The following is a 19533-nucleotide window of genomic DNA, read 5'->3' on the forward strand; positions in this document are numbered from 1 at the left end:
CGTGATCGCCATTATCGATTACGGGATGGGCAACCTCTACAGTGTCAGTCAAGCGCTGTCGCGGATGGGCTTTCAATCCTGCATCACGGATGACCCAGCAGTCATTCGTGATGCTGACGGCGTGATCCTGCCGGGCGTCGGCGCTTTCGGCGATGCGATGATGGAGTTAAACAAGCGGAATCTGGTGGAAGTCATCCGGGAAATCGTTCTGACGGAGAATAAACCCTTTCTCGGCATCTGTCTGGGTATGCAACTCCTATTTACCAGCAGTGATGAGTACGGATACCACCAAGGTCTTCATCTCCTGCCGGGTCATGTGAAGAAGTTTGAGGGGGATTATCATATACCCCACATTGGTTGGAACGCGCTCCGTTTCATGGGGCCTCATCCCCTCTTGAAAGAGGTAGAGGAGGGGTATGTCTATTTTGTCCATTCCTTCTTTGTGGTTCCGGACAATTCCGAAGACGTGTTGGCGGTGACGGATTATTACCAAGATGTACCGGCGGTCGTGGGGCGGAATCGATTGTTCGGGATGCAGTTCCATCCGGAAAAAAGCGGCGACGTAGGGCAACAGCTCTTAAAACGTTTTGCCAGCCTGTGTATCAGGGAGGCGTCCACACGATGAATTTTACTCTGTATCCTGCGATTGACCTTCGGGGTGGACAATGTGTCCGTCTCTTTCAGGGAGATTATGATGCTGAAACTGTCTATGATAAGGATCCGGTTGCTGTTGCCCGCCGATGGGTAGAACAGGGAGCGGAATGGCTTCATGTTGTCGACCTGGACGCCGCTCGCTCCGGAGAACCGGTCAATTTGCCTGTGATCCGGGAGGTTGTTTCGGCGATAGAGGTGCCTATTCAGGTGGGGGGTGGCGTCCGGGACATGGATCGGCTGGAGGCCCTCCTTGACCTGGGTGTCGCCCGCGTCGTGATCGGATCGGCGGCGATCGATGATCCGGATTTTGTCCAAGCGGCCCTCGCCCGTCATGGGGACCAGATTGCCCTCGGACTGGATGCGAGAAACGGGCGGGTTGCCACCCACGGCTGGTTGGATGACTCGGAAGTGTTGGCCGAAGATCTGGCCCAAAAGATGGTGTCGCTCGGGGCGGAGACCTTCATCTTTACGGATATCTCCCGGGATGGGACCCTCTCCGGCCCCAACATTCCTGCTGTCCGGAACTTGGCCTTAGCTACCGGGAAAAAGGTGATCGCCTCCGGCGGGGTTAAATCCGTTTCCAATTTACTGGAACTTTCCCGCTACCGAGTGGAAGGAGTGGAGGGAGCCATTGTGGGGAAGGCCCTCTACACAGGGGACGTCGAACTCTCCGAAGCACTGAGCGCCGTAAAAGGGAGGGGAACCGATGATCACTAAACGGATCATCCCTTGCCTCGATGTCAAAGACGGGCGGGTGGTCAAAGGAGTCTCTTTCGTTAATCTCCGAGATGCGGGAGATCCTGTCGAATTGGCTTCCCTCTATGATCGGGCGGGTGCGGACGAGCTAATTTTTCTGGACATCTCCGCTTCCCATGAAGGGCGCAAGACGATGGTGGATGTGGTTCGCTCTGCCGCGGGTACGCTACGTATTCCTTTTACTGTCGGAGGCGGGATCGGCTCAGTAGAGGATATGAGAGAGATTCTGCGTGCCGGTGCGGATAAAGTGTCGATCAATACCGCCGCTATCCATAACCCCGACTTGATTGAAGCGGGGGCTCGCCGGTTCGGCAGTCAGTGCATCGTCGTTGCTATGGATGCCCGTTGGGATGAAGAGGAGGAAGACTGGGTCGTATACAGCCATGGTGGACGAAAGCGGACGGATCGCCGGGCGGTGGATTGGGCGATGGAAGCCGCCCGACGCGGTGCTGGAGAGATTCTCCTTACCAGCATGGATCAGGACGGACAAAAAAGCGGTTTCGACCTTCCTCTCAACCGTGCGGTCGCTTCGGAAGTGTGCATACCGGTTATTGCTTCTGGGGGTGCCGGCACCGAGGAAGATTTCATTGAGGTGTTTCGGGAGACGCCGGTCGATGCTGCCCTGGCCGCTTCCATCTTTCATTACCGGGAAATCGCGGTGGAAAACCTGAAAATTCGTCTCAAAGAGAAGGGGGTGCATGTACGGTGAGGGATAACCATAGAAGGGGGGACAACCGGCTGGACCCGGGTGAGGTGCATTTTGGCGAGCGAGGGCTTGTCCCGGCGATTGTCCAGGATGCGGTTAGCAAGGAAGTACTTACGCTGGCTTATATGAATGAGGAATCGCTGAAAAAGACGCAGGAAACCGGGGAGACCTGGTTCTGGAGCCGCTCCCGACAGGAGCTGTGGCATAAGGGAGCCACTTCGGGGAACGTGCAGAAGGTGATTTCCATCGCCCCCGATTGTGATAGAGACGCTCTGCTGGTCCAGGTAAAGCCGACAGGCCCAGCCTGCCACACAGGAGACTATTCCTGTTTCGAGGGTGACACATCCTTTGGAGGGGATCGTTACGGGATTCTTAACCGTCTCGAATCCATCATCGCAGCGCGAGAGGCGGAACGCCCCGAGGGATCTTACACCACTTATCTTTTCGATGAAGGGGTGGATAAGATCTTGAAAAAGGTGGGGGAAGAAGCGGGTGAAGTCATTATCGCAGCGAAGAACCGCTCCCGAGAGGAGCTGACCTGGGAAGCCTCCGACCTCCTTTTCCACCTCTTTGTCCTCTTCCGGGAACAGAAGCTCCCCCTAAACGCCATCCTCGCCGAGTTGGAGAAACGGCATGGGGGTTGACGGAATACCAACGGCACCATAATAGGGTGCCTTTTTTATTTGTTTTAAAGCGGTCATGATATCGCCACAACTTACAAAAAGGTCTTTTGATACCAAGCTATTCCTTTGTAAAATCCTTCGTTGGTTATATAGGAGGACATTGACGTGCCGGGTCGACTATCCTTACAATGGAGGAAATCAAAGGAATTGGGGCCGGTCTTTTTTGTTCATAACCGCAGCAGCCGTATGGCCTGCGGTTCCATATTCGGCAGGGGGGATCTGATGAATTCCAAAGGGGCGATGCTGTTTTCGGGAACGTCCAACCCGGATTTGGTGGGAAAGATGGCCGAAGAGTTGGACATGCAACCGGGGAAGGTCCGCATCAGCCGGTTTAAAAGCGGAGAGATCTATATCCATTATGAGGAGAGTGTTCGCAACGCCGATGTTTACTTGGTACAGAGCCTCTCTCACCCGGTTAACGATCATCTGATGGAACTCCTGTTTATGGTGGATGCGGCCAGGCGGGCCTCGGCGCGGAGCGTGACCGCGGTTCTCCCTTATTTCTGTTACGCTCGCCAAGAAAAGAAAGATGCACCCCGAGAACCGATATCGGCCAAAGTAGTGGCTGATCTCCTGCACACGGTCGGAGTGGATCGGGTCATCACTCTCGACCTCCATGCCCCTGCGATTCAGGGCTTTTTCCATATCCCTGTGGATCACCTGACAGCCCTGGATCGGATTACAGAGTATCTCAGCGAAAAACGGATTGATCATCCGGTCGTTGTCTCTCCCGATGCCGGTAGAGTCAAGACGGCGGAAAAACTGGCCTCCTACCTGGATGCGCCATTCGCTATTATGATGAAGAGACGACCTGCACATAACGAAGCCAGTATCACTCATATCATCGGGGAAGTGAAAGGGCACACCCCCATCATCATTGAGGATATGATCGACACGGGAGGCACGATCGTCAGTGTGGTCGAAGGGTTGAGGGAGAAGGGAGCAAAACAAGCTTATGTCTGTGCTACCCACCCGGTTTTTTCCGCCGATGCGATAAAAAAGCTGGACAATCCGGGGATCCGGGAAGTCGTTATCACCGACACCGTCCCCGTCGACTCGTCATTTCTCAATGATCGGTTCACGGTGTTGTCAGTGGCGCCGCTGTTATCGAAGGCGATCCACCTAATCGAAAAAGGCGGCTCGATCAGTACCCTGTTTCGAGCGGGAATGTAGTTAATCATGTACGATGAGAAAGGTTGAGGGAAGTTGCAGCACCCTGCGGGTATGTAAGGGTCCCGTAAGTGTGGTATACTTTGTTCGATGTATGCAGCTTTAGCCTCAATACCCTGACGGGGTGGGGGATGCCGATGAAAAAACAACATGCGGATGCTAAAAAACAGACTCAGGAGCGAAAAGTGGTCCGGCTGAGGCTGGACGCCAGCTTCTTTTTTGAGCGTGCAGTCCGTTCTCTGGACCGGCACCGATATGATAAAGCTTTAAAGTATTTTCGCCTAGCGGTGGAAAAAGAGCCGGAAAATCCGGTTAACCAGTGCAACCTTGCAGGAATCCTATCCGAAATGGGTCGTTTCGAAGAATCCAACGATGTCCTTCGGACCATTCTGGAGAAAGTCGATCCAGAACTGAACGAATGCTGGTTTTATATGGCCAACAATGCTGCCAACATGGACGATTTTGAGCAAGCGGAGGAGTACCTGGTCCATTACCTCCAGGAAGAACCGGAGGGCGAATTCGCTGAAGAAGCGGAAGAGATGTTGGACATGTTGGCTTATGAGCTAGGCCGCCAGCCCCGACGACCCGAGGCGAAACCGAAGAAAGAGTGGCTGCGGCGGCATGAGGAAGCCCGGTCTTACCTTGAGGCCGGTAATTTCCTGCAAGCGACCGAAACCCTAAAAAAACTGGTGGAAGAGTATCCTGACTTTTCCGCAGCCATGAACAACCTGACTCTTGCCTACTATTACACGGGTGAGTTGGATAAAGCGATGGATACGATTGGCCAGGTGTTGAAGGAAGACCCTAACAATCTACATGCCCTGTGTAACCTCGCAGTGCTTGCCCAGCACAACGGGGATCGGGAACACCGTGGTCAATTGGTGGAAATGCTGAAAAAATGGGCTCCCTACCATTTGGAGCATATGTACAAACTGGCTACCACGATGGGAATTCTGGGTGAGCATCCTGTTGCTTACCGGCTTTTCAAGCAACTCCTCAAACTGGAGCGGAATCCGGAACCGAGCCTTTTCCACTATGTAGCTGTAGCCGCCTTCAATACGAAGCGATTCGCTGAGGCGAAGAAATACTGGCGAGTGGTTCGAAATTTGGATCCCTCTTCGGAGATTCCCGGTTTCTATCTGAACCAATTGGAGACCTGGGCGGATTACAGCCCGCAACAGGTACCGACACTCAGTTATCATTACCAGCTTCCCTTTGAAGAGCAGTTCTCCCAATTAGACCAACAGACCGACCCCCTTCCCGATCAGATCAAGCAGAATCCCTTGATCCGCTCTTCCTTCTTTTGGGCTTTGAACCACGGGGACTTCGAAACCAAAATGCAGGTGATCCAGGTCTTTGAATGGATCGCGGACCGGGAAGTCGAGCAGGTATTGAAAAGCTTTCTTATGCGGGCCGATGAAGATGATGAGTTGAAGCGAATGGCCCTCTATGTTTTGAAGCGTGTTGGAGCAGATACTCCCTATCGGGCAGTTCTCGATGGGCGGGATGTAACAATCCAATCCTATGAGCTTTCCCAGGAGATGCCCTCCTGGCTGGAAACATGGGAACGGGTACTGAACTGCTGTCTGGAAAGGATGAGTGGCCAGTACGACATCACCCATATGAACGATGCTCAGATCATTTGGGCGGAATTTCTTCGACAGCACCATCCTCACCTACCGGAGGTTCGCAAGGTGGAGGGGTGGGCGGCTGCCCTGGAGTATGTGGTAGCTCGGTTACACGGCCTTTCCCTCACCCAGGAAAGCGTCGCCAGAAAGCACGATGTTTCCTCTTCCACGGTGGGGCGTCATGTCCGCCTTCTGGAACAGGCCTGCCGCGTGCAACGGAAAGACGCGCAGTTTTCATGGCATTCCAAATAGCGCCGTAGGGGGAGAGGGGAAGGGACGATGGAGAAACTAGACAAAAGCACCTTCAAGAGCTTTATTGCAGAGGGTGTCAAGATGGTGGAGTTCAGTGCGGAATGGTGCTTTGATTGCAAACGTCTCGCTTTCTCCATGCCTGAGTGGGAGAGGCTGTACTCTTCCCATTTTTGCTTTGGTGGACTGGATGTTGACGAATCGCGCCAGATTGCCGAAGAGTACAACGTAAAAGGAGTTCCCACCTTCATCCTCTTCCGCGACGGGGCTGAACTAGCTCGTCTCCCCAGCAAAGATGCGAAAAAAGAAGAAAATGTGGTGCTTTTCTTCAATGAATTGACGAAGCCTCACCCTCTCTGATGAGGGTTTTTTTTTCTAATGAAAGAGAGGTTTGGACTGGCCAAAAGAGGGGATATCCATAGTGGGCATCCCACAGATGGACGTTTTCTGCCTGGATGACGTATGATATCCACGGCTAGCGTGAAGGTGAGCCTGCCCGGTGCTGGTCATGGAGAGACTTGGCCAAAAAGACCAATGAAGGATTGTGTCGCCATGAATAATCAAATAACGCATTTGTTCGTCCAGGAGATTGCGCCGCTGGTGATTCCGGGAGACCAAGTGGTAACGGTTCGTCCAGATTGGACGCTGGAACGGGCTTTGCTGGTTCTCACTCGTAAAGGGTACGCCTCGGTTCCCGTTATTGACGGGGATGGCAAGGTGGAAGGTGTCATCAGCAAGACCAATATTCTTGACTACATGTTGACCCGAAATGACTTTGACTTTGCTAAACTTTCGCAATCACAGGTGCGGGAGGCGATGAACAAAAACCATTCGGGAATCCTTGCCAATTCGATCTTTTCTTTTGCATTCGACGTCCTGATCGACCGTCCCTATATTTCGATCATCGATATCCACAATCGGTTCGAAGGGATCCTGACACGGAAAGTCCTGATGGAGAAGGTGACGGAGTACTTCCAGCATGAATTCCTGGAACGGGAACTCCGGGGAAAAAGAGAGGCCCCACCTATAAAGGAAGGGCTGGTCAATCGGATGTAAAGGTAGGGAAGCCGCCGAAGCCTTTCGGTGGCTTCTTCATTGCAGGAGATTCAGGTATAATGGATAGGGGAATCGAGCTAATTGTTTCGCGGGTGCTGTATCCCGCGTTTTTTGTGCTGTAGGGCTTCGCATTGTTCCGTGTCGAATTCGGTGATATCCTAGAAGATACAGAGGTGAAAACGGATGCAACGCGTTGCGAACTGCCTATTGAGGAAAGGGGACCAGGTTCTGCTTCTGAAAAAACCACGCCGTGGTTGGTGGGTTGCTCCCGGGGGGAAGATGGAACCGACGGAAACCATACTGGAGACGGTCTGCCGGGAATATCGGGAAGAGACGGGCCTGATCCTGGAAAATCCTACCTTGGGCGGCGTTTTCACGATGTGCATGGAGAACGAAGGGAAAAGGGATAAAGAATGGATGATGTTTACGTTTCTTGCGGACAGCCATAGAGGAGAAATGTTGGAGAGATCTCCGGAAGGGGAGTTATGCTGGCAGCCCGTATCGCATGTCCCATCTCTTCCCACTTCGGGGATGGATCGGCAGATTCTGACCCGACTCCTCCGTCCTGAAGGTGCCCTTCTGATCGGGAAGCTGGTTTATTCTCCTGAGGAAGAACTCCTCTCCCATGCGTGGCACCACACCGGCTGATTCGGTCGTCACGAAATGCCCTTTCCTTGATCATGCGGTATAATGAAGGCGAATGCTAATCAATGCTGCTTTAGCGAAGGAAAGTAAGGAGCACTCCTTGAAAGGAAAGGGGTTATCACATTGGCAAAACGTTATATCGGGATCGATCTTGGCGGTACGAGTATGAAGCTGGGAATCGTGGATGAGAAGGGTCAACTCCTATATAAGATGGAAGAACCAACGCTAACTGATGAAAAGGCCGAGTCTGGTATAAGCCGTATGGCTAAAAGCATTCGCCGGCTGGCTGACGAGACGGATACCCCTTGGGAAGAAGTCGGCGGCCTGGGTCTGGGACTGCCAGGATTCCTGGATATCCCGGGCGGAAAGATTCTCCGCCTGACCAATATCCCCTGGGAAAACGTATCGATCAAGGAGATCCTCGAAGAAGAATTGCGTGTTCCCGTCGCCATCGACAATGATGCCAATGTTGCCGCCATGGGTGAAGCCTGGAGCGGAGCTGGGGCGAGCTTTTCTGACCTAATCTGTGTCACCCTGGGTACGGGAGTTGGAGGAGGGATTATCGTCGGGGGCCAATTGGTGCATGGTGTATCGGGACTTGCCGGTGAAATCGGCCATATACAAGTGGTGGAGGATGGTTCCTTGTGTGGATGCGGTCAATATGGATGTGTAGAAACCATTTCCTCCGCTACCGGAATGGTTCGCCTTGTGAAGGAAGCGATCTCTGAGGGGAGACAGACATCTCTGGCCGCCAAAAAAGAGAAGCTGACCGCCCGGGATATCTTTGAAGCAGCCAAAGAACACGACGCCGTCGCGATCCATGTGATTGACGAGGCGACGGTCGCTCTCGCACGGGTATTGGCCATTCTCTCCGTGGTTAATAATCCGGAAGCCTTCATCATCGGAGGCGGGGTTTCCCAAGCTGGGGAACTCCTCTTCCGCCCGCTGACGGAAGCTTATACCCGGCGCTGCCTTTCCCATGCTTCCGCTGGGGTGCAGATTCTCCCTGCCCAACTGGGTAACGATGCTGGAATCATTGGTGCCGCGGGGTTGACTGCCAAGCAGAAAATGAATCGGAGAATGGCATAGAATAAAGGAAAGCGGGGGTCGCCAGTGACTGCGAAATCTGACAAAGAAATCAATCTCGTCGTTATCACAGGCATGTCAGGCGCGGGTAAAACCGTCGCCATGCAGAGCTTGGAAGACCTCGGCTTCTTCTGTATTGATAACTTGCCCCCCGTGTTGCTGACCAAACTTGCGGAGTTGTTGGAGCAATCCGGCGGGATGAAGCGAGCAGCTTTGGTTATCGATCTGCGTGGACGGGACTTTTTCTCTTCTCTTTTTGAATCCTTGGACCGGTTGGAGAAACATCATGGCATTCATTATCAGATCTTATACCTGGATGCCAGTGATCAGGCCTTGGTTCGAAGATATAAAGAAACACGCCGCCGACATCCATTGTCGCCAAACGGTACCCCGATGGACGGAATCCGTATAGAGCGGCAGCTCTTGGAGGAAATCAAGGGACGGGCGCACCAGATTATCGATACAAGCGGTCTGAAGCCCGCTCAACTCAAAGACCGTATCGTCTCCCGCTTCAACCAATCGGGGCAGAATACCTTGAATATTTCCTTCCAATCCTTCGGTTTTAAATATGGCGTCCCCATCGATGCCGACCTAATCTTTGATGTTCGTTTTCTGCCCAATCCCCACTATGTAGAGTCTCTTAAACCCCGGACGGGAAAGGAAAGTGACGTTTACGAATACGTCATGAAATGGCAAGAAACCAAGCAATTCCTCGAAAAATTAACGGATATGCTAGCGTTCCTTATTCCCCATTATCGGCGGGAAGGGAAGACCAGTCTGGTGGTGGGGATCGGCTGTACCGGTGGTAAGCATCGATCCGTCGCGATCGCCGAATACCTGAATCAATGTTTCCAGGAAAAAGAATGGACCCGATCGGCGCACCGAGACATCGATAAAAACGGCTGAGGGATCGAGCCAAAGAGGTGTCCTTTTTGACAAACAACAGGGAAAGAACGGGTCGTTTCAGGTCGCGCGTGGTGGTGATTGGAGGGGGGACCGGACTTTCTGTCATGTTGCGGGGGTTGAAGCGGTTGCCTGCAGAAATCACCGCTATTGTGACGGTAGCGGATGACGGGGGAAGTTCGGGAAGGCTTCGGAACGACATGCAGATGCCTCCGCCGGGAGATCTCCGCAATGTCTTAGTGGCGTTGGCTGACACAGAGCCCCTTCTGGAGAAAGTCCTGCAATACCGTTTTCAAAACGGTAATGGTTTAGCTGGGCATAATTTGGGAAACCTGATCATCGCAGCATTAAAAGATATTACCGGGGACTTTAACCATGCCATCCAAGAAATGAGCCGGGTGCTGGCTGTTCGCGGACGGGTTCTGCCTTCCACCGGTCAGGACGTGACGTTGAAGGCGGAAATGGCTGACGGAAGCCTGGTGGAAGGAGAGTCCCGCATTCCCAAATCGGGGAGGAAAATCCGGCGGGTTTTCCTGGATCCTCCTGAGGCCCGCCCTGTGGATGAGGCCCTAGAAGCCATCGAAAAGGCGGATGGCATCGTTGTCGGGCCTGGCAGCCTCTATACAAGCATCCTACCCAATCTCCTCGTCCAGGGGATGGTCGACGCCATTCGAGCCTCCAAAGCGAAGAAAATTTATATTTGCAACGTTATGACCCAGGCGGGAGAAACGGATGGCTACACCGCTGCCGATCATGTGGCGGCTATCCATCGTCATGTGGGAAAAAGCCTATTTGATGTCGTGATTGTGAATGACGAACTGCCGCCAATATCCATCCAACGGCGTTATGCCGAGGAAGGGGCCTCTCCGGTGCTTCCGGATGTTGGTCGTATCCGGGAGTTTGGATGCGAGGTCTTGGCTGCTAACCTGATCCAGACCCGGGATGTGCTCCGCCACGATGCTTCCTTTTTGAGCCGGTGCATCATTCGGTTGATTCGGAAGCCGTGAAGTGAAAGAAGGGATGTCCGATGTCTTTTGCCTCCACTGTCAAACAGGAACTGACCCGCATCCAAGCCGAGCCTTGCTGCCAGCGAGCGGAATTATCTGCCCTGGTTCGCATGAATGGGGCCCTCTCGTTAAGCAGAGGTCGGATCAGTCTGGAAGTTACCACGGAGAACAACGGAATCGCCCGCCGTACCTACAGCCTGATTAAAGAGCGTTACGGACTCCATCCGGAAGTGTTTGTGCGCCGAAAAGTACGGCTTAAGAAAAACAACACCTATGCGGTTCGTCTAGGAGGCGGTTCGGAAAGTATTTTGCGGGATTTGCGTATTTTGGGGGAAGGATTGGATCGGGTCCAGGGGATTGACCCCTCTTTGATCACCCGGGAGTGTTGCCGCCGCTCTTATCTGCGGGGGGCTTTCTTGGCGGGGGGCTCCGTCAACAATCCAGACAGTGCCTCCTATCATTTGGAGCTTGTTTCCACCTACCAGGACCATAGTGAGGATTTATGCAACCTATTAAACCGGTATCGTCTTCACGCCAAATGGATCGAACGGAAGAAAGGGTTTGTCGTCTATCTGAAAGAAGGAGATAAGATCGGGGAACTCCTTAATATTATGGGGGCTCACCAGTCCCTTTTCCAGTTTGAAGATGTCCGGATTATGAAGGATATGCGTAATTCCGTCAATCGGTTGGTCAATTGTGAAACGGCCAACCTGAATAAGACGATCCAAGCAGCGATGCGTCAGGTGGAAAATATCCGTCTGATCGATCGGGAGATCGGTCTCGACCAGTTGCCCGATCGACTCCGAGAGGTAGCGGAAATGCGACTGAAACACCCGGAAATCTCCCTTACTGAATTAGGGCAGATGCTTCCGCGTAAATTGAGCAAATCCGCGATCAACCACCGGCTTAGAAAGTTGGACGAAATGGCCGGTAAACTAAGGGATCCGGCCGCATTTCGAAGTTGATCCGTCCGGGCTTGGCCCGGGATTATCCATACAATCCAATACTAACCCATGGAGGGGATTTTCCGATGGCAGAAAAAAACGTGACCGTCAACCTGAAAACGGGTCTGCATGCCCGCCCAGCAGCTCTCTTCGTTCAAGAGGCCAATAAGTATTCTTCTGAGGTCTTTGTCAGCAAAGAAGCAAAAAAAGTCAACGCAAAAAGCATCATGGGAATTATGAGTTTGGCTGTCTCCAACGGCTCAGAGATCAGCATCTCCGCTGAGGGCTCTGATGCAGAGGAAGCTGTCGAAGCACTGGCTGCCATCGTCAGCAAAGAGGAACTTTAAAAGTTTCTGAATCGGATAGAGAAAGAGCTCGAACCTGTCAAAAAAAGCGACTGCTCCCGACTGAAGGCGGGAACCGGTTGCTTTTTTTGACAGGCGTTTTAGTGCTCACGCCGTTTCGCCACGAGGACTTGGCGTCTGATTCCTTATATTTACTGATGGACGGCAGTCGGGATTCAACGACTACTATGAGACTTAAAACCCCGGTCGCAATAACGGACCGGGGTTTCTGTTGGTATAAGTAGCCTCTTGACCATCAGAGACTGACACGGTATGATCGGGACCTATGAATGTTGGCTCAGTATGAGTTGGCTGAAAACATGATCAGACGAAAAAAAGCCAACAATAGAAAGACCGTTTAGGTTAGGAGCCGAAGCCGCTCTAGTTTCATGAAAGGAGGCACCCTCCATGGAAGGCCATGCTTCTTTATCGCTTATGATTGTGGTAATCGCTGCTTTTTTCATCCCCATCTTGCTGCAACGGATGCATTGGAACGCCCTTCCCGTGGCAGTAGCGGAGATCGCTGCTGGAATCCTTTTGGGACAAAGCGGATTCTCGGTCGTGGAACAGGGTACGGTTTTAGAGCTTCTGTCCACTCTTGGCATCATCTATCTGATGTTTCTTACCGGTCTGGAGATTGACTTTGACCTGATTCAAAAGAGCCGTAAAGGAAAGAGTTCTGTTAATCCGCTAAAGGTTAGCCTGGTTGCTTTCGCGGGGATTTTTCTCTTTTCCTTCATTTTGGCTTGGATGCTTTCCCTCGCGGGGATCGTGAATGATGTTTTTTTCATGACGTTAATTATCTCCACCATATCCGTCAGCGTTACGGTGCCGGTACTGAAGGATAAAGGGTTACTAGATGTCCCTCTCGGCCAAGCGGTACTTTTGACAGCCGTGGTCGCCGATCTGGTGACGATGGTTTTCTTGGCTGTTTACGTTGCATTTAACCGGACTTCCGAAGGGGTCACCAGTATTTTATTAATCCTTGGACTGTTTTTGGCGGTCTTTCTTGTCTATTGGTTTATCTACTTCTTTAAGAAGACAAAAATCATGGAAAAGGCCCAACGGGAGACCGTCTCCATTGGTACCCGGGGTGTTTTTGCACTGATCCTCTTCTTTGTAACACTGTCGGAAGGAGTGGGGGCTGAGAATATCCTGGGGGCTTTCCTAGCTGGGGCTCTTCTCTCACTTTTGGCACCGGACAAGGGATTTATTTCTCAATTGAACGCCTTCGGCTACGGCTTCCTTATTCCCATCTTTTTTGTCATGGTGGGAGTGAAACTGGATGTGGCCGGCTTGTTGGCTGATACCCAAGCGCTTCTCCTCTTTCCATTCCTCCTGGCCGCTTTCTATCTGTCCAAATTGGTAATGATTCCGGTTTTCCGACGCCACTTTGGCTGGAGGGAATCGATCGGTTCCAGTATCCTGCTGGGTTCTACCTTGAGTTTGGTGGTGGCAGCAGGAGCGGTGGGAATGGATATGGGGCTGATCACCAACACCACGAATACGGCCTTGGTGCTGGCCGCGGTCGTGACGGTGCTCACCTCGCCGGTTATTTTCCAACGCTTGGTTCCTGACGCTGAAACCTATCGGATAGCCAATGCCGCCCTGATCGGTTTTAATCCGGTCACCTTGCAATTGGCCCGGGATTTGAGTAGGGATGGTTACGAAGTTGAACTTTACGGGTCGGATAAAAGTAATCTAGAACCCCTGGAACGCCATCCTTTTCGAGTGGTGGAACTGCCGTCGCGGGACCTTGACCGGCTGGCAGAGCAGGGGGTTTTCGATAAAGAGATCGTCATCGCCTTCACCAATGAGGATGAGGAAAACCTGGAGATTGCTCGTTTTGCGGAAGAGCGAGGGGTCAAACAAGTGATTGCCCGCATCGAGGCGAAGCCCGATCTCACAAAGGAAAGCCGAATTCAAGTGGTATCCGCGTTTTATTCGAATGTAACCTTAGTCAAGGCGATGATTGAATTTCCCTCCCTGATCCAACTGGTGACTACCCATGGGTACCTACAAGAAATCCCGATGAACAACCAACGCTACCATTTCATGCGGATCCGAGATCTGGATCTGCTGGGTGAATCTCTTGTTCTCCGTATTATGCGGGGGAATGAGGTGATTGTCCCCCACGGCGATACGGTAATCCAACTCGGTGATCGGTTAATTATCAGTGATACCCCGGAACACGTCCAGCGCCTCCGCCGTCTACTAGGCGGATGAAAAAAGTAAAAAACCTGTACATGTACAGAGCAAAAATCCCGACTGGTTAACCAGTCGGGATTTTTTGCCTTTTTTTATCTTGTTGGTCTTGGTCTTTCTGGTTTCTTATTATATACTTGTCGATTTTTAATACAATAGGCTGAAAGTCGGGATCCGAAGGGGACCATTGGTAGAAGGAAGCCCTAGGAATCGGCTTTTAGTGACTACTGCGCGCATCCCGAAGCCGAATCACCAGGAAAAAGAAGGAATTTGTCCGTAAAGGGAGAATGGAGAAGGAGCAGAAGAATAAGGTTGATCCGGAAATCTATTATTTTTTACCGAAGTGGACACAAAAATAGCAGCCGTTGCGAATAACATAATGGGACATGTCTATTCTGGGCTATTTATTGCGGCAAGAGGCAGACATTCCCTAATCAGGTGAGGGGGTGGGTGATCCTGCTTGGGTTCAGAGAAGGATGGTATGGGGTGAATCTACTGCCGTACCGCAAGGGAGGCCGGTTTTGGACCGCTGTTCTGTTGACCGCCATCCTGATCGCGGGGGTCCTTCAACCGGGACGAGCTCACGGTGAGGGAACCGACAATAAGAAGAAAGAGCTGGAGGGCATCCGGGATCAGAAGGGTGCGGTACGGGAGGAACTGAAAAAGCTGGAGAAAAAAATTCGACCTCAAAAAGAAAAGGTCGTGAAAATGGAAGGAAAGATTGAGAAGGCCAACCGCAAAATCTCCGAAGTGGAAAAAGAGCAGAAGAAAAACGAGAAGCGTCTGGAATATTATGATCGCCTTTTTAAAAATCGTATTCGTATCATCTACCAGAACGGGGAAATGGGCAATATGCAATCTCTCCTTAAGGCTGGTTCCATCGAGGAGTTTCTTGCCCGCTTCCAGACGCTGCGTCTGATCTTACTTCGTGACCGAAGCTTAATGGAGAAATATGAACGGATCCGGGATGAGAAGAAAGCCCTAAAGGAGAAATACGAGGGTTTAGCAAAAGAACAGCAAGAGGAAGCGGAAAAAGCACGCAAAATCTACGTCAAAGTAGAAAAAGAAATCCGGAAGACGGAGAAGAAACTGGCTGGCCTCAACCAAAAAGAAGAGACATTACGTGAGGCCTTAAACAAGCTTTCCCTGGTAGATGCGACCCTTTATCCTTTTAAATTTGCCAGTACCGTCGGAGTGGATGCCTGGGGATTCTACAACCGCCAGTGCACCTCCTTCGTTGCCTGGCGTATGAACCAGCACGGCAAGCGATTCGCTAACACCATGGGTGGCGGGCGCTGGGGCAACGCAACAAACTGGGATAACAATGCCCGGCGTCTCGGTTATCGGGTGAACCGAACACCCCGGGTCGGGGCAATCGCACAGTGGGATGCGGGCAACCAGACAGGTGGTTTCGGCCATGTAGCTTACGTTACGGCTGTCAAAGGTTCCAGCGTGACGGTTGAGGAATACAATTACAATACCCGGTTCGGGTTTGGACGCCGAACGGTTTCGGCAGGTTCCGTCAGTAATTACATCCATCTCAATTAAGAATGGAAGACCCCCTCAGGGGTCGTTTTCATTTTGGGGCTTTCCCGTGAGAAACAAGAAAAAAGACAGGCGGTAAGGCCTGTCATGGGAGCGATGGGCATGATGGATTCCCCGTTTTAGGGTGTTAATCTGCATGTTTTCGGTTTCATCGTGATATGATATGAAATCGTGTGGCGATGTACAATACACGGTTCCTTCGCCATACAGGCCGAAATTCCCGGGAGACTGTCTCTCGGAAACCCTCCATGTGATCGAAAAAGACTTACCGGTCTTCGGAATGGGCGCGGCGGAAGCCTAAGAGAGCAAAGCCGGTCACGACCAACTGTAGGCCGGCTGTTGCCCAGGAACCGGATAGGGTGGTATCCGGAAGCTTCCCGCCCTCTTTCGAAGCGCTGTTTAGGTTGAATAAGCTGCCAGTCTCCTCCTTGCTGGGAGAATCAGCTTTCTGTTCAACGGATGCATCCGGGGTCTTTCCATCCTCAGTCGGTTTGTCGGAGGCTGCGTCCGTTTGGGGATTCTGTCCGGCAGAGGCGTTTGAATCATCTGCTGCGGGAAGGTTCTGGCCCGAATCTTTAGGGGCTGGGGCCGGCTTGAAGCCGCAGTCCCGGAGTTGAACCTTTTCTCCCTTATTGGACGCAGGATCCTTGGCCGTAAACTGGAAGCAGGCGCTCAAATCGGCGTTCGTGCCGCCGTTCTTACCGTACCAGACGGCGATCACCTGATAGTTCCTTCCTTCGATCAGATCGTCATAATTGGAAGTAAATTGCTCCGATTGTGATCCTTCAGGCGACACTTGTTCGTTGCTTCCATTGAGGGTGACGATCCAGTTTCCCTGAGGGTGGTCGGCGTTTGGGAGGGCTACTTCGACGTAATGCTTGCCGTCTTTGGTGAAGTAGGATCCTTGAAGCTGAGTCTCCGGGGTTTCAGCGAAGGCGGAAGGGGCTGCCGTGAATGTAAGTAGACCAATCAATAAAGCGAGAGCGGCAGTCCTCAATTTCTTTGTCGAGCCTCCTCAGCCTGCCCATCCTGTCCCCTCGTCAGCGTATCATAATATACGGGAATCAGGCAATGAATTTTCTATCAAGGATACAGGGAGATCCCAGTCATGGCAGGACTTTATAAATTAGCGGAATAGTTGGAAAGAACCGGAGGCATTCCCGGCTTACGAGAAAAATTGCCGAAGAAAGGCGAGCAACATGACGGCAGCGACAACCATACAAACCCAGAACAATTGACGATCCTGCTTATCAAAGGAATTCATTGTTCCACCCCTTTCTGTGAGAGATAAAAAAACGCAGCGAATGGGTTAGTCAAGGAAGGGGAAATCAGGAAAAAGACCAGGCCCTGTGGGGCCCGGCCTTAAAATTAACCCGATCACTTTGCCGGCGGCTGGGTGATGATGTTGTCGATGATCCCGTATTTTTTTGCTTCCGCTGCATCCATGAAGAAATCACGGTCAGTGTCCTGCTGGATCTTTTTCAGAGGCTGACCGGTTTGATCTGCCAGCAGATGATTCAGTTTGTCCCTCATACGGAGGATTCGTTTAGCACTGATTTCGATGTCGGATGCCTGGCCTTGGGCTCCGCCCAGGGGCTGGTGAATCATCACTTCGCTGTTGGGAAGCGCCAGCCGTTTACCCGAGGTGCCGGAGGAGAGCAAGAAAGCACCCATGGATGCAGCCATACCGACACAGATGGTCTGGATGTCGCACTTCACATGTTGCATCGTGTCATAGATGGCAAAGCCAGCCGAGATGGATCCGCCTGGGGAGTTAATGTAAAGCTGGATGTCCTTGTTGGGATCTTCAGTCTGCAGGAATAGAAGCTGGGCCACGATCGTGTTAGCGACGGCATCGTTGATTTCGCTGCCCAAAAAGACGATGCGGTCTTTCAACAAGCGGGAGTAGATATCGTAGGACCGTTCCCCGCGGTTGGTTTGTTCTACCACATAAGGAATCAGGTTCATGTCGGTTCCTCCTCTGTCAGGTGGATCGATTGCAGTTCCATGATAACCCAAAAGATCAACAAAGGTCAACGTAGGTCAAACCTCTGGGAAAAAAGACGGTATCCGATTCGGATACCGTCTTCTTCGTGGTGCGCCTACCAGGATTCGAACCTGGGCACCTGGTTCCGGAGACCAGTGCTCTATCCCCTGAGCTATAGGCGCATATGTTCTATTATCCAGCGACAAAGAACATTATATCGAAGCCCGGACGAAAAAGCAAGAGGATTTATTGGAAAAATCCCATGTCTAACTCGCCTTCGGGGTTTTGGGCGATCCGAATACCGGAGGGGCAAGGGAGTATACAGTTTTTGTTAAAAGTAACCACTAGCGCTTTGTGCTAGAATAGATAGAAAAGCATCCGGTTATCTTTCCTTATTCTTCCCAGTTTGTTCGGCCTTTAACCTCCTTTTTCACTTTTAGCCGCGCCGGATTGCGAGCATCAAAAGTGATCGGCGCCACATATACTGAAAAACGCGGAGGTGACCACATATGGCTCTGTCTATGGGCTATGGCCTGGCACAGGAGCAGCGCATGAAGTTGGTGATGACCCCCGAATTGCGCCAGGCGATTCAAGTACTGCAATATCCGGCTGCGGATTTAATCCAGTATATACAAGAGCAAGTGATGGAAAACCCAGTCTTGGAGATGGAAGAACCTCCCCCGTCGAAGGAGGATGAGCCCTTTCATGTCAGTGAAGAAAAATTATCCGACTGGGCGGCTTTCTTGCGTCGGGGAGAAGGAGGCAGGCGCACGGGTATCAATTGGGATAAAGAAGACCGGTCTCTAGAGCGGGTGACTGCTTCAGAAGAAACGCTGACCGATGTCTTGGAGGGGCAGATCCGGCTTCTCTCTCTCGATTCGAAGCAACATCGTATCTGCCGCTATATTATCGGAAACCTGGATGAAGACGGTTATGTGGAGGTGCCGTCCAAACAAATATGTAAGCGCTTTAATATCGACGAAGAGGAATTGGAAGGTTGTTTTCGGATCATTCATTCTCTTGACCCTGTAGGTGTCGGGGCTCGCTCCCTCTCTGAGTGCCTCCGGATTCAACTCCTGCGGGAGGAAGAACTTGACCCGATTGCCCTGGATGTCGTCGGACATTGTCTGACGGATCTAGCGGAAGGGCGTTACCGGAAAGCGGCCCGGCGACTGGGATGTTCCGTTAGCGATGTGCAACGGGCGGCTGATCGCATCCGCCAATTGAACCCGAGGCCTGGGCTTGCTTATAACTTCGATTCTCCCCGTTATGTGCAACCAGACGTGTCTGTAGTGGAGAGGAACGGGATGTTGGAAGTGGTCGTGAATGAGGGATATATCCCCCGCCTCGGTATTAGCACCCACTATGAAAGGATGTTAGATCGAGAGGATGAAGGGGCAAAGCAGGCCGCTTCCTACATCAAAAGCCGGCTCCAATCGGCGATGTGGCTGCTGAAAAGCATCGAACAACGGCGACACACCCTTCACCGGGTTACCGGGGCAATCTTGGAGGAACAGAGGGAGTTCTTCGAACACGGGATTTCCCGTCTGAAGCCACTGACCCTGCGCCAGGTGGCAGAGGCTCTGGAGCTTCACGAATCAACAGTGAGCCGGGCGACCCAGCATAAATATATGCAGACTCCCCGCGGATTGTTTCCCTTCCGCTTTTTTTTCCAGTCTGGGGTGGCCACCGAAACCGGGGGGAATACTTCCGCCCAGAGCGTAAAAGATAAAATAGCACGCCTGATCGCGGAAGAAAATAAATCAAAGCCGCTTTCCGATCAAAAGATCGCCGGGATCCTTGAAGAAGAAGGGGTGCGGATTTCCCGTCGCACGGTTGCTAAATACAGGGAAGAGATGGGGCTGGGATCCTCCCAGATGAGGCGCCGATACGAAGAAGAGGTCTGAAACCGGAGCGGAAAACATCATGAAACCACTGATTTTGGGTGAATTAGATCTTGTCAAA

At 52.0% G+C, this 19533-nt stretch carries 19 protein-coding genes and 1 tRNA gene; 17 read left to right on the forward strand and 3 right to left on the reverse strand.

The annotated features are described in order from the left end of the window. Nucleotide 1: 1 nt before the first annotated feature. The 16 genes from hisH to ACFOUO_RS11825 all read left to right on the forward strand — a co-directional run bounded on the left by hisH (nt 2) and on the right by ACFOUO_RS11825 (nt 15584). Nucleotides 2-625: an imidazole glycerol phosphate synthase subunit HisH gene (gene hisH, locus ACFOUO_RS11750; protein WP_380705306.1), complete on the forward strand. Its 624-nt coding sequence runs from the start codon at nt 2-4 to the stop codon at nt 623-625. Beyond that, nucleotides 622-1371, forward strand: coding sequence for a 1-(5-phosphoribosyl)-5-[(5-phosphoribosylamino)methylideneamino]imidazole-4-carboxamide isomerase (hisA, locus tag ACFOUO_RS11755; protein WP_380705307.1), 750 nt, complete (start codon nt 622-624; stop codon nt 1369-1371). The genes hisH and hisA overlap by 4 nt, the downstream gene beginning before the upstream one ends. Beyond that, the gene (gene hisF / locus ACFOUO_RS11760; protein ID WP_380705308.1) at nt 1361-2119 is read left to right on the forward strand and encodes an imidazole glycerol phosphate synthase subunit HisF; all 759 of its coding nucleotides are present in this window, start codon (nt 1361-1363) and stop codon (nt 2117-2119) included. The genes hisA and hisF overlap by 11 nt, the downstream gene beginning before the upstream one ends. Continuing rightward, the gene (gene hisIE / locus ACFOUO_RS11765; protein ID WP_380705309.1) at nt 2116-2760 is read left to right on the forward strand and encodes a bifunctional phosphoribosyl-AMP cyclohydrolase/phosphoribosyl-ATP diphosphatase HisIE; all 645 of its coding nucleotides are present in this window, start codon (nt 2116-2118) and stop codon (nt 2758-2760) included. The genes hisF and hisIE overlap by 4 nt, the downstream gene beginning before the upstream one ends. Before the next feature lie 261 nt (nt 2761-3021). After that, on the forward strand, nt 3022-3972 hold the full coding sequence (locus ACFOUO_RS11770; protein ID WP_380705568.1) for a ribose-phosphate diphosphokinase: 951 nt from the start codon (nt 3022-3024) through the stop codon (nt 3970-3972). Between the two features lie 134 nt (nt 3973-4106). Continuing rightward, nucleotides 4107-5849 (forward strand): tetratricopeptide repeat protein, encoded by a 1743-nt coding sequence (locus ACFOUO_RS11775; protein ID WP_380705310.1) that lies wholly within the window; start codon nt 4107-4109, stop codon nt 5847-5849. 27 nt (nt 5850-5876) lie between these two features. Then, complete coding sequence (locus ACFOUO_RS11780) at nt 5877-6206, forward strand: thioredoxin family protein (protein ID WP_380705311.1); 330 nt, start codon at nt 5877-5879, stop codon at nt 6204-6206. A gap of 192 nt (nt 6207-6398) precedes the next feature. Beyond that, entirely contained in the window at nt 6399-6902 is a 504-nt protein-coding gene (locus ACFOUO_RS11785) for a CBS domain-containing protein (RefSeq protein ID WP_380705312.1), read from the forward strand. A gap of 183 nt (nt 6903-7085) precedes the next feature. Continuing rightward, nucleotides 7086-7550, forward strand: coding sequence for an 8-oxo-dGTP diphosphatase (locus ACFOUO_RS11790; RefSeq protein ID WP_380705313.1), 465 nt, complete (start codon nt 7086-7088; stop codon nt 7548-7550). Between the two features lie 120 nt (nt 7551-7670). After that, nucleotides 7671-8636 carry an ROK family glucokinase gene (locus ACFOUO_RS11795; protein WP_380705314.1) on the forward strand — a complete coding sequence of 322 codons (966 nt, stop codon included), beginning with the start codon at nt 7671-7673 and terminating at the stop codon, nt 8634-8636. 24 nt (nt 8637-8660) lie between these two features. Then, the gene (rapZ, locus tag ACFOUO_RS11800) at nt 8661-9539 is read left to right on the forward strand and encodes an RNase adapter RapZ (RefSeq protein WP_380705315.1); all 879 of its coding nucleotides are present in this window, start codon (nt 8661-8663) and stop codon (nt 9537-9539) included. Between the two features lie 17 nt (nt 9540-9556). Continuing rightward, a complete protein-coding gene (locus ACFOUO_RS11805; protein WP_380705316.1) occupies nt 9557-10543 on the forward strand; it encodes a gluconeogenesis factor YvcK family protein in 987 nt (328 codons plus the stop codon). 20 nt (nt 10544-10563) lie between these two features. Then, nucleotides 10564-11508: a DNA-binding protein WhiA gene (whiA, locus tag ACFOUO_RS11810; protein ID WP_380705317.1), complete on the forward strand. Its 945-nt coding sequence runs from the start codon at nt 10564-10566 to the stop codon at nt 11506-11508. A 65-nt stretch (nt 11509-11573) separates the two neighbouring features. Then, complete coding sequence (locus ACFOUO_RS11815; RefSeq protein ID WP_380705318.1) at nt 11574-11834, forward strand: HPr family phosphocarrier protein; 261 nt, start codon at nt 11574-11576, stop codon at nt 11832-11834. A gap of 405 nt (nt 11835-12239) precedes the next feature. Further along, the gene (locus tag ACFOUO_RS11820) at nt 12240-14057 is read left to right on the forward strand and encodes a monovalent cation:proton antiporter family protein (protein ID WP_380705319.1); all 1818 of its coding nucleotides are present in this window, start codon (nt 12240-12242) and stop codon (nt 14055-14057) included. 465 nt (nt 14058-14522) lie between these two features. After that, nucleotides 14523-15584 carry a CHAP domain-containing protein gene (locus tag ACFOUO_RS11825; RefSeq protein ID WP_380705320.1) on the forward strand — a complete coding sequence of 354 codons (1062 nt, stop codon included), beginning with the start codon at nt 14523-14525 and terminating at the stop codon, nt 15582-15584. Between the two features lie 262 nt (nt 15585-15846). On the opposite strand, the gene ACFOUO_RS11830 is transcribed toward ACFOUO_RS11825, so the two are convergent. From ACFOUO_RS11830 to ACFOUO_RS11840, 3 genes are all read right to left on the reverse strand, one after another. Further along, nucleotides 15847-16578, reverse strand: coding sequence for a hypothetical protein (locus ACFOUO_RS11830; RefSeq protein ID WP_380705321.1), 732 nt, complete (start codon nt 16576-16578; stop codon nt 15847-15849). Between the two features lie 380 nt (nt 16579-16958). Continuing rightward, a complete protein-coding gene (clpP, locus tag ACFOUO_RS11835; RefSeq protein ID WP_380705322.1) occupies nt 16959-17549 on the reverse strand; it encodes an ATP-dependent Clp endopeptidase proteolytic subunit ClpP in 591 nt (196 codons plus the stop codon). A gap of 126 nt (nt 17550-17675) precedes the next feature. Continuing rightward, a tRNA-Arg gene (locus tag ACFOUO_RS11840) sits at nt 17676-17750 on the reverse strand. A gap of 327 nt (nt 17751-18077) precedes the next feature. Here ACFOUO_RS11840 and rpoN point away from each other — a divergent pair. Continuing rightward, nucleotides 18078-19475 carry an RNA polymerase factor sigma-54 gene (rpoN, locus tag ACFOUO_RS11845; protein ID WP_380705323.1) on the forward strand — a complete coding sequence of 466 codons (1398 nt, stop codon included), beginning with the start codon at nt 18078-18080 and terminating at the stop codon, nt 19473-19475. The last annotated feature ends 58 nt before the right edge of the window (nt 19476-19533 follow it).

Origin of the sequence: Salinithrix halophila, assembly GCF_042650125.1 — a bacterium.
GTDB lineage: Bacteria > Bacillota > Bacilli > Thermoactinomycetales > DSM-45169 > Salinithrix > Salinithrix halophila.

What these genes read in the sequence shown, in the direction of transcription:
- hisA (WP_380705307.1), top strand. Translation starts at nt 622, where the DNA reads ATGAATTTTACTCTGTATCCTGCGATTGACCTTCGGGGTGGACAATGT.
- hisF (WP_380705308.1), top strand. Translation starts at nt 1,361, where the DNA reads ATGATCACTAAACGGATCATCCCTTGCCTCGATGTCAAAGACGGGCGG.
- ACFOUO_RS11770 (WP_380705568.1), top strand. Translation starts at nt 3,022, where the DNA reads ATGAATTCCAAAGGGGCGATGCTGTTTTCGGGAACGTCCAACCCGGAT.
- ACFOUO_RS11775 (WP_380705310.1), top strand. Translation starts at nt 4,107, where the DNA reads ATGAAAAAACAACATGCGGATGCTAAAAAACAGACTCAGGAGCGAAAA.
- ACFOUO_RS11780 (WP_380705311.1), top strand. Translation starts at nt 5,877, where the DNA reads ATGGAGAAACTAGACAAAAGCACCTTCAAGAGCTTTATTGCAGAGGGT.
- ACFOUO_RS11785 (WP_380705312.1), top strand. Translation starts at nt 6,399, where the DNA reads ATGAATAATCAAATAACGCATTTGTTCGTCCAGGAGATTGCGCCGCTG.
- ACFOUO_RS11790 (WP_380705313.1), top strand. Translation starts at nt 7,086, where the DNA reads ATGCAACGCGTTGCGAACTGCCTATTGAGGAAAGGGGACCAGGTTCTG.
- whiA (WP_380705317.1), top strand. Translation starts at nt 10,564, where the DNA reads ATGTCTTTTGCCTCCACTGTCAAACAGGAACTGACCCGCATCCAAGCC.
- ACFOUO_RS11815 (WP_380705318.1), top strand. Translation starts at nt 11,574, where the DNA reads ATGGCAGAAAAAAACGTGACCGTCAACCTGAAAACGGGTCTGCATGCC.
- ACFOUO_RS11820 (WP_380705319.1), top strand. Translation starts at nt 12,240, where the DNA reads ATGGAAGGCCATGCTTCTTTATCGCTTATGATTGTGGTAATCGCTGCT.
- clpP (WP_380705322.1), bottom strand. Translation starts at nt 17,549, where the DNA reads ATGAACCTGATTCCTTATGTGGTAGAACAAACCAACCGCGGGGAACGG.
- rpoN (WP_380705323.1), top strand. Translation starts at nt 18,078, where the DNA reads ATGGCTCTGTCTATGGGCTATGGCCTGGCACAGGAGCAGCGCATGAAG.